This is a genomic window from Bacillus cereus group sp. BfR-BA-01524 (genome assembly GCF_022662595.1).
Classification (GTDB): domain Bacteria; phylum Bacillota; class Bacilli; order Bacillales; family Bacillaceae_G; genus Bacillus_A; species Bacillus_A thuringiensis_S.
Map to the genome: position 1 here is coordinate 1 of NZ_JAKUDW010000454.1, position 223 is coordinate 223.

The following is a 223-nucleotide window of genomic DNA, read 5'->3' on the forward strand; positions in this document are numbered from 1 at the left end:
CTCACTTGATACACTTCCAGCAGTAGAAACAAAATAAGAACGCGTCCATAGGCTCGGCAAGTGTTGAAGATGTGAAAATTCTTCTCTCAAACGTTTTGATGTCACTCCTTTAATTTTTGCCATTGTATCAGCAGGACTAAGTGTTGGTGGTGTATTTAAGAACAAGTGAACGTGGTCTTTGTCGCATTCCATTGCAACAATAGAAATATCCAATTCTCCGCAT

At 39.5% G+C, this 223-nt stretch carries 1 protein-coding gene; it reads right to left on the reverse strand.

Features of this window, described 5'->3' with window-relative positions; genetic code table 11:
• Positions 1-223 (reverse strand): IS200/IS605 family transposase (gene tnpA, locus MR170_RS31860; RefSeq protein WP_242310785.1); only part of this gene is annotated, 223 nt, incomplete at both ends.